Raw genomic sequence first — 9156 nt, 5'->3', positions numbered from 1 at the left:
ACGACACCGCGCAGTAGCCACGAGGTACGACAAACTCGCCGTCCGCTACGAAGCCACAGTGCTGATCGCAGCCATCAACGAATGGCTCTGACCAGCACTTTCACAACAGGCCCTAGTGCACAGAACCAGCAGCAGGGAGGGAGTGGGAGTCATGGAGGAGCTTGCGGAGCTGCTCAAGGGGAAAGGTCTGCGCAGCACGTCCCAGCGCCGTGCCGTCCTAGCCGCGCTTCAGGGATTCCCGCACTCGACCGCAGCCGAAATCGAGGCCCGGATCAGCGCGGCCGGGAAAGAATCATCGGCCAGTATGTCCCGTCAGGGGCTGTACAACGTGCTCGACGACCTGACCGGCGTGCACCTGATCCGCTGCATTGAGCCGGCCGGGTCGCCGGCCCGTTACGAACTGCGCGTCGGCGACAACCACCACCACGTCGCATGCCGCAACTGCGGTGCCATCGAGGACGTCGACTGCACAGTCGGAGCCGCGCCCTGTCTCGATCCGGTGGAGAACAAGGGCTTCCTCATCGACGAAGCAGAAATCACCTGGTGGGGCCTGTGCGCCCAGTGCCAGAAGGATTCTGCCGGATAGGTGGTACCCCTGATCTCCCACGGCCCGCCCCGGGGCGCGCCGCCCCGGTCGGCCCCGGCTCTTAACCGTGCCGCATCCCACCTCGTCCGCGCAGCGCGTGGGCGTTCTGTACGCGGATCAGCCGCACACCGCACTCTCCGTCCGAGGTGCGGACCGTGACGGCAGCCTCGCCCGTAGCGCGACCGCGCCGTATGCCCTGACTGGTCCGGAACTCCCAACGGCGCTCCGGACCAGTCCCCCTTCTTGCCGGCTGTTGGGCAGAGCGGATGCCGAGAACGTCAACGCGAGCCGCTGGGTCGGTCACCTGTCACAGCCCCTCACACGTCGTCGGCGGGCACCGAGTCCTGCTTGCGCCGTCGTCGGCCTGCCCGCCTGGCTGCACATCGATCGGATGGCCCGTGCCAACGCCCTGACCGTGACCGTCTGACTCCAGGTGGAGCCGGCGAACCTGCCCGAAACTCATGCCTAGATTTGGCTCAGTCCAATCTGAATCCTGCCCACCGGTCTGCTCGCCGCGTCCAGCGCCGTCGCCCAGATCGCCGGACGGCTGCATACCACCGCCGACACGCTCCGTTCGGCCCATACGACGATCGACGGGGACGACCCCGCTACGGCGGACCTCATCACCGCGGCCGTGGAACTGCTGGAGAAGCACGCGTGGATGCTGCGCGCCGCCTCTGCGGCAACCGACCCGTCCTGATCCCCCGGAGAGAGTCCATGGACGCCCACCCCTACGACGCGTTGCTGCTGTTCTCCTTCGGCGGACCGGAAGGTGTCGACGACGTCGTGCCGTTCCTCCAGAACGTCACGCGCGGGCGCGGCATCCCACACGCACGCCTCAAGGAAGTCGGGCAGCACTACTTCCGGTTCGGCGGGATCAGTCCCATCAACGAACAGAACCGCGACCTGCTCAGAGCGCTGCGAAGGAATTTCGCCCACCATGACCTGGCCGTTCCCGTGTACTGGGGCAACCGCAACTGGGCCCCCTTCCTCACTGACACGCTGCGCGACATTGCAGAGGCCGGCCACCAGCGGGTCGCCGTCCTCGCCACCAGCGCGTACGCCTCGTACTCCGGCTGTCGTCAGTACCGGGAGAACCTCGCGGGCGCCATCGCCGAACTGACTGCCGAAGGCCTTCAGGTTCCGCGTATCGACAAGCTGCGCCACTACTTCAACCATCCCGGCTTCGTGGAACCCATGATCGACGCGGTCCCGTCCGCGCTGGATCAACTCCCTTCCGCCGCCAGGGCCTACGCCCACCTCGCCTTCACCACCCACTCGCTGCCCACCGTCGCCGCCGACGCCTCCGGCCCCAGCCCCTACCACGCCGACGGCAGCGGAGGAGCCTATGTGGCCCAGCACCCCGATGTCGCCCGCACCATCACCACCGCGGTCCGTGAACGTACGGGCATCCATCACCCCTGGGAGCTCGTCTACCAGTCCCGCAGCGGCCCGCCCGAGACTCCATGGCTCGGACCCGACATCTGCGACCACCTCGAAGACCTCCACAAGGCCAGTGCCCGCGCCGCGGTCATGGTTCCCATCGGCTTCGTCTCCGACCACATGGAGGTCAAGTACGACCTGGACACTGAGGCTGCCAGGGAAGGCAGAGGAACTCGGCCTGCCCGTGACCCGCGCGGCGACGGTCGGCGCCGACCCGCGCTTCGCCGCCGCTGTCCGGGACCTGCTGCTGGAACGGGCGACGGTCGAGAAGAACCAGCCGTACGCAGGTCCCCGCGTCACCGGTTCCCTCGGCTCCAGCCACCACCTCTGCCCGGCCGGCTGCTGCACGGCCGCTGTCTCCCACCCGCCCGCAGCCGGCACCCACTGAACCACCCCCACCCGGCACAAACCACAGCTCAGGACCCCGGCGATCCCTCCATCGCCCGACAACCGGACAAGAGGAGCACAACCATGGCAACCGACACCCCCCACAGCGACGACCGTCCTGTTCTGACGAATCGACAGGGGCACCCGGTTCAGGATAATCAGAATCAGCGGACTATCGGGTCTCGTGGTCCGGCGACGCTGGAGAACTACCAGTTCCTGGAGAAGATCTCGCATTTCGACCGGGAGCGTGTACCCGAGCGGGTGGTCCACGCGCGGGGTACCGCGGCCTTTGGATACTTCGAGGCATACGGCACGGCGGGCGACGAACCGATCTCGCGGTACACGCGGGCGAAGCTGTTCCAGGAAGCGGGTAAACGTACGGATGTCGCGGTGCGGTTCTCCACGGTGGCGGGTGGCCGTGACTCGTCCGAAGTGGCGCGCGACCCCCGAGGTTTCGCGGTGAAGTTCTACACCGAGGACGGTAACTGGGACCTGGTCGGCAACAACATCGGAGTGTTCTTCATCCGGGACGCGATCAAGTTCCCCGACGTTATCCACTCACAGAAGCCGGACCCCGTGACGTTCGAACGCCAGATCCCGAACCGGGTCTTCGACTTCGCGGCGGCGTCACCGGAGTCGCTGCACATGTACACGCTGATCTTCAGCCCGCGCGGAATCCCGGCGTCCTACCGGCACCAGGAGGGCTTCGGCGTCAACACCTACAAGTGGGTCAACGCTCGGGGTGAGACGAAACTGGTGAAGTACCACTGGTCGCCGAAGCTCGGAGTGAAGTCACTGACCGCGGAGCAGGCCGCGCAGATTCAAGCCCTGGAACTGGGCAGTCACACCAAGGACCTCTACGACGCGATCACCCGCGGGGACTTTCCCGAGTGGGAGTTGCGGGTACAGATGATGGACGACCACGACCACCCCGAGCTGGACTGGGATCCGCTGGACGACACGAAGGTCTGGCCGGAGAACGACTACCCGCTGATGCCGGTGGGGCGGATGGTCCTGAACCGGGCGCCGAAGAACTTCTTCGCCGAGAGCGAACAACTGGCTTTCGGCACCGGCGTACTTGTCGACGGCCTGGACTTCTCCGACGACAAGATGCTGGTGGGGCGGACCTTTGCCTACAGCGACACGCAGCGCTACCGGGTAGGTCCCAACTACCTCCAGCTGCCGGTCAACCAGGCCAAGAACGCGGTCGTACAGACCAACCAGCGTGACGGTGCGATGGCCTACAGCGTCGATCAGGGCGGTGCGGATGAGTCGATCAACTACGAGCCGTCGGTCCGCGGAGGTCTGCGGGAGGCGGAGTATCCGCACTCCGACGTCCAGGGCCCGGTCATCAACGGGCGCCTGACGCGGGCACGCATCGAGCGGACGGACGACTACCGGCAGACAGGCGAGCGCTTCCTGCTCTCGGAACAGTGGGAGCAGGACGACCTGGTCAAGAACCTCATTGACGCGCTGGGCCAGTGCGACCGGGTTGTTCAGGAGCGGATGGTGTGGCATCTGTTCATGGCAGAGGACGAGTACGGCCGCCGGGTCGGAGAAGGCCTGGGCATCAGCGCTGACGATGTGTGTCACCTGCGGCCGCTGCCCGGCCAGACCCTCACCGACGCCGAACTCACGCGGGCAGCCCACCTCGGCAACAACGGCACCCGCGACGTCACCGGTCTGAAGATGACCCACTGCATCCCCACCGAAAACCGCGTCACCAGCACTCCGTAACCCGTCCTGACCCGCCCGGCGTGGCTGCTGCACTCCGGCAGCCACGCCGCCCCAGCCCAGGAGATATCCATGGTTTCTGCCCCCTCTGCTCAGGCAGAGTTTGAACCCGGCGTCATTGAAGTCGCGGCCAGTCTTTTCGACCTTGCCCGGCAGGGCGATCACGACATGCTCGCCCGCTGTCTCGAAGCGGGCGCACCCGTGAACCTGACCAACGACAAAGGAGACACCCTTCTCATGCTGGCCGCCTACCATTGTCATGAGCAGGCGGTAGCCACCCTTCTGGAACACGGAGCCGACACGGACCGCGCCAACGACCGGGGCCAGACACCCCTCGCGGCCGTCGTGTTCCACAACGATCTCGCCATCGTGGACAGACTCCTGGCGGCACACGCCGACCCCAGGGCCGGCACCCGCTCCGCCCTGGACATGGCGGTCTTCTTCGGCAGGGACGACCTGGCTTCTCGCTGGAGCTGACGAAGTGCAACCGGCCCTGGAGAGTGCACGCGCACTGGGCCCCCAACCCAGACCGAGGCGCCGGCTGTGGCCCTGCGGACCGAGCCCTCAGGCCGCCGTGCGCTGTCAACGCGGGTCAGGCCGCGTAACCGCGACGATCCGGCCGATGAACGACGGAGGCGTCGATGCGTAGCGCGAACCTGGCCGGACGGGCCGTGCTGCTGCCCCCGTGAGCGCCGGCAGCATCTCCGGCGAGTGGCCAAGATCACCCGATCCGGTCATCACTCGGCCGGGGCTCTCGACCGCACTGCCGCGCAGCAGGCTCGAGCCGCGGAGCGCCTATGAGCCCAGGCGATGGTCGCCGCCGGAATCGGCGTCGCCCTCGCGCCAGCACGCAGGAAGGTGGGCCCGCCCCGAGTCCCGGCCCGCACGCTGCCCGTGGTCGGGACCGGACTGCTTGTACTGGCGGCGGCGTGGGCGCTGGGGTCGGACAGGCACTCCCGCCACAGCTCATACTGATCGTCGCTATGGCGCTGGCGATGGGACCGCCGCGGTGATACGGCGCGGTAGCCGTTGCCGGCGATCAGCTGTCGCTCGCGCAACAAGCCCTGCGCGATCACGACCTGGTCGGAGTAGGCCGGCACGCCCACGAACTTGATGTTGAGGCCGAACTGACTGGATCAGAAGGCGGGCGCCGTCAGATGCGGGCGTCGTCGCGGCCCCGGGCCGGCCATGCTGTGGGCCGCCACTTCGGCCTGCGCGACCATGTTGCCCCAGCGTGTCCGAGGGAGAGTAGTTCGTACTCGAAGAGTGAATGCGGGAACCGGGCGACGTACCGCCAGCCCCGGGCGATACGGCCAGCCACTCGGTGTTACGCACGGCGCTCAGCGTGACCACCGCCAAATCGGCATCGATCCGGCTGCCGCCGGAGAACTCGGAGCCGGTGAACCGGCCCGCCGCCGCCCTTCAGCGCGGTGACTGTCACGCCGCAGCGCAGATCGACGCCGCGCACCTCGCAGCGTCGCTGCAAGCCGACGAGTATTTGTCCGAGCGCGCCGACCAGCGGTGCGTGCCGCGCTCGGCGATCGTCACCTCCAGCCACGCTCCCGGTGGGCGGAGGCGATCTCGGACCCCGGTGAACCCGGTCCCTATTCACCGCACCCGGCGCTGCCCGGCATCGAGACCACGGCGCGTCGCCCCGCGTCATCACTCGTCCGTAGCGTCAGCACCCCGTCGAGAGCCGCCTCGTCCGGGATGGGGCAAGAGCGGGCCCGATTCCCGTGGTGGTCGGCTGCCAGTCGTAGGGCACCCGCTCGCCATCGGCGAGGAGCACCTCATTCTCCACCGGGTCGAACTCCCGGCCGCCACCACGAGATTCCACCGCTAGGCTAGCCGCGACTACACCCCAGTCCCTGGGAGTAGGTCATCTGTCGAGGGATCCGCGATCACGGCCGATGGCGGAAGCTGATGCGCATCAGCCGACTGTCAGCCCAGTCTTCGAGCCGAGTCGGCCGGATGGTGCCGGGGTCGTGGGGCTGATTGAGATCCGCCACGATCTCCGCCAGCACGGCCTGACGTTCAGCTGGGTCGGTGACAGGCGTGGCCCGTGCAGGCAGATCTGCACGGATCCCGTTCTTGAGGTGGAAGGTGAAGTTGGGATTGGCGAGAAGGTTCGCATGCCAGTCGGTCGCGGCACCGCCGGCGCCGCTACACAGGTAAGTGGTGCCCGCAGCTCGGTAGAAGAAGATCTCGATGCGGCGTGCTCGGCCGGTGCGGCGCCCCAGCGTCGTGATGTCGATGATCCGTTCTCTGGTGCCCGCGGCGGGGGTGATCTCGATGGCTCGTCGGATGTGGTTGGGCAGGTGGGATAAAGACGTGTCCCGTGCGGAGTCGTTCGACCCGGTCGTGTCTGGAGTGCTCATGCGGTCTCGGCCTGAAGGGCGGGGCCGAGGAGGAGTCCACCGTCGATGACGTACTCCGACCCCGTGATGAACGACGCGTCCGATGACGTGAGGAACAGGAGAAGACGGCTGACGTCGGTCGGCTCCCCGAGCCGGGGGATAGCGAACGGCTCGGGTGAGTAGAAGTCGGCGATTGCCGCGGCTGCGCCAGCTGCTGGTTCGAGGATGAAGGAGGTCGCTATCACGCCGGGGTGGATGGTGTTCACCCGGATGTGGTCGCGGCCGAGCTCGAGTGCTGCCGTTTGGGTGAGGCCTCGCACGGCCCACTTGCTGGCGACGTACGGCGCGTAGTGAGCCGTGCCGCCCAGGCCCATGGTCGAGGCGACGTTGACGATGGCTCCCCCTGCTGCGCGGCGCAGAGCGGGGGCTGCGACCTTGATGCCGAGGAAGGTCCCTGTGAGGTTGATGTCGAGGATGCGCGACCACGTGGCCTGCTCCGTGTTTTCGATTGTTGCAGGCGGATTCTGCACGCCCGCGTTGTTGACGAGCACGTTCAGGGCGCCGAAGGCGCTCTCGGCGGCTAGCACAGCGGCGGACCACGAGCTCTCGTCGGTAACGTCAAGGCGGGCGAAGCGAGCGCGGGTCCCGAGCTCGTCGGCGAGAGCGGCGCCGCGTTCCGCGTCGATGTCGCCGATCACCACGTTCGCTCCCTCCGCGTGAAAGGCGCGCACGTGGCTCGAGCCCTGGCCGCCGGTCCCACCGGTCACGAGCACGGTCTGGTTGTCGAAGCGGGGCATCAGATGTTCCTTCGGTACGTGGGTGAATGACCGGGATCACCAGTGATGAACGGCGGCCAGTGGTGAGCCGAGCGACTCACCATCCCCCTGACACTAGGTCGGCGGCAGTTGCGAGTCAAGCCACTCACCTCGTATGCTCGGCCCATGAGCAGGGTCGTGACGACGTATCACCAGCGCGTCGCCCAGGAGAAGCGCGCGCTGATCGTGACGGCCGCGACCGCACTGTTTCTCGAGTTGGGCTACGACCGGACGTCGCTGGCGCGGATCGCAGAGTGCTCGGGCGTTTCGCGGGCCACCTTGTTCAAGCAGTTTCCGAGCAAAGCCGCCCTGTTCGACGCCATCGTGACCGAGTCCTGGTCGACCGCTGACGAGGAGGATCCTCCGCCAGCAGGCAACGTCGTTGACGGGCTCAGCATCATCGGTCGCCGTTACGCCGAGCTGCTAGGCCGTGCCCAGATGACCGACCTGTTCAGGATCGTCATCGCCGAGCTGCCGCGGTTCCCCGAGCTGGCCCATGCGCAGTTCTCGCACGGGAAGATGCCCTACTTCGAGTCCGTACGCAGCTACCTCCTGGCTGAACACGAGGCGGGAACGGTGCGGGTCGAGGACGTGGACCTCGCAGCCACCCAGTTCCTGGGCATGATCTCCAACTACGTCTTCTGGCCGACACTCCTAGTGCCGGGCTGGGAGGTGAGCGCCGAACGCGTCGCTCAGGTAGTCGACGAGGCCGTCCGCACCATCGCCGCCCGGTACGCCGCGACTGGACCAGGGGCGTCCACCAACGACTGAGTCCCGCCGACCGCGACAGAGTCCCGCCGCCACCAAAGGAGCTGATGCCTACGCAATCGAGGCCGTCGGCACCAAGGGCGTTCGCGGGGCATCTCGGGGCATCCCGGGGCGGACACCGAAGGAGGGAGTCTCGATGTGTTGACCCACCTCGATCAGCCTGGCATCAGCACGGCCCGAAGGGGGCGTCGATAAATTAATGGGGCGTGTCTCGTCAGCCTGGAGTTGATGTCGCATGCATGACATATCTGGCGAGCTCGCTGGGGTCGTCGGGTGGGACCGGTGCGGAGGGGTGGTGGGTTCGGCTCACGGCCGAGTCGGTCCGGCGGGTAGTGCGGGGCCGGTGGAGAGGACGTGGTCGACGGCGGCGTTGAGGGTCTCGGTCTCGGTGATGAGGGCGGATTCGATGGTGGGCAGGGCGCGTTCGACCGAGAGTCCGTTGAGGACGGTGAGAAGGAACCTGACGTTGCGGGTGTGGTCTCCTGGGGGCAGTGCGCCTTCCTCGGCGAGCACGGTCAGCCAGTGTTCGACCCGGCGCACCGCCTCCCGCTCATGGCCGAGGTACGCGGCGCGTACCTGTTCGGTCGGCTCGGGTTCGATGAAGGTCCGATACATCGTGCCCCATGCGGTTCGCGCGTCTTCGCTGGCGGCGAGCGGCGCGAGAACCTGCCGCAGGCAGTTCAGCAGCCGTTCCCGGGGCGGCAGCGCCCGGTCGCGGATCGGGTCGCCGGGCAGGAGATGTTCATAGATCCGCGCGAGCAAGCTGTCCTGCAGCGCGCGCTGAGTGGGGAAGTGAAACCTCAGCGAGCCAGTGCTCACTCCCGCACGCGAAGCGACCGCTCGCACGCTCAACTTAGCCGCCATGTCCTCGGCGAGCATCTCCGCAGCGGCCTGGAGGATTTTCTCGCGTGTTTCCATACTCCGCTCTCCTTCACTTCTCCCAGCTTTCTCAACCGCACTAGCACATTGTACTAGGGCCTGTTGCAACAGTGGATCTTGTTCGTTCATGATCGTGTTTTGTGGGACGTGGAGATCTGACGAACGACCAGTGGGCCCGGCTTGAGCC

The 9156-nt window shown here is 67.0% G+C and carries 7 protein-coding genes and 1 pseudogene; 5 read left to right on the top strand and 3 right to left on the bottom strand.

All coding sequences use genetic code 11. From position 1 onward, the window contains the following. Nucleotides 1–151: 151 nt before the first annotated feature. From ACIRQP_RS41340 to ACIRQP_RS41325, 4 genes and pseudogenes are all read left to right on the top strand, one after another. Entirely contained in the window at nucleotides 152–586 is a 435-nt protein-coding gene (locus tag ACIRQP_RS41340; RefSeq protein ID WP_403900482.1) for a Fur family transcriptional regulator, read from the top strand. Nucleotides 587–1303: 717 nt separating this feature from the next. Further along, a pseudogene (locus ACIRQP_RS41335) lies at nucleotides 1304–2417 on the top strand (ferrochelatase). Between the two features lie 83 nt (nucleotides 2418–2500). Then, complete coding sequence (locus tag ACIRQP_RS41330) at nucleotides 2501–4153, top strand: catalase (protein WP_403900480.1); 1653 nt, start codon at nucleotides 2501–2503, stop codon at nucleotides 4151–4153. 69 nt (nucleotides 4154–4222) lie between these two features. Beyond that, complete coding sequence (locus ACIRQP_RS41325; protein ID WP_403900478.1) at nucleotides 4223–4627, top strand: ankyrin repeat domain-containing protein; 405 nt, start codon at nucleotides 4223–4225, stop codon at nucleotides 4625–4627. A 1424-nt stretch (nucleotides 4628–6051) separates the two neighbouring features. On the opposite strand, the gene ACIRQP_RS41320 is transcribed toward ACIRQP_RS41325, so the two are convergent. Continuing rightward, nucleotides 6052–6528: a nitroreductase/quinone reductase family protein gene (locus ACIRQP_RS41320; RefSeq protein ID WP_403900477.1), complete on the bottom strand. Its 477-nt coding sequence runs from the start codon at nucleotides 6526–6528 to the stop codon at nucleotides 6052–6054. Continuing rightward, entirely contained in the window at nucleotides 6525–7304 is a 780-nt protein-coding gene (locus ACIRQP_RS41315) for an SDR family oxidoreductase (protein WP_403900475.1), read from the bottom strand. Before ACIRQP_RS41315 ends, ACIRQP_RS41320 begins: the two co-directional genes overlap by 4 nt. Before the next feature lie 144 nt (nucleotides 7305–7448). Between ACIRQP_RS41315 and ACIRQP_RS41310 the strand changes: the two genes are divergently transcribed. Next, on the top strand, nucleotides 7449–8093 hold the full coding sequence (locus ACIRQP_RS41310) for a TetR/AcrR family transcriptional regulator (protein ID WP_375134231.1): 645 nt from the start codon (nucleotides 7449–7451) through the stop codon (nucleotides 8091–8093). A gap of 303 nt (nucleotides 8094–8396) precedes the next feature. Here ACIRQP_RS41310 and ACIRQP_RS41305 read toward each other — a convergent pair whose 3' ends face one another. Continuing rightward, nucleotides 8397–9008, bottom strand: a complete 612-nt coding sequence (locus ACIRQP_RS41305) for a TetR/AcrR family transcriptional regulator (protein ID WP_403900473.1) — start codon at nucleotides 9006–9008, stop codon at nucleotides 8397–8399. Nucleotides 9009–9156: the final 148 nt, after the last annotated feature.

This window comes from Streptomyces sp. NPDC102274, assembly GCF_044766385.1.
Lineage (GTDB): Bacteria > Actinomycetota > Actinomycetes > Streptomycetales > Streptomycetaceae > Streptomyces.
The sequence above is the reverse complement of the archived record's forward strand: the minus strand, read 5'-3'. Positions and strand labels throughout refer to the sequence as shown.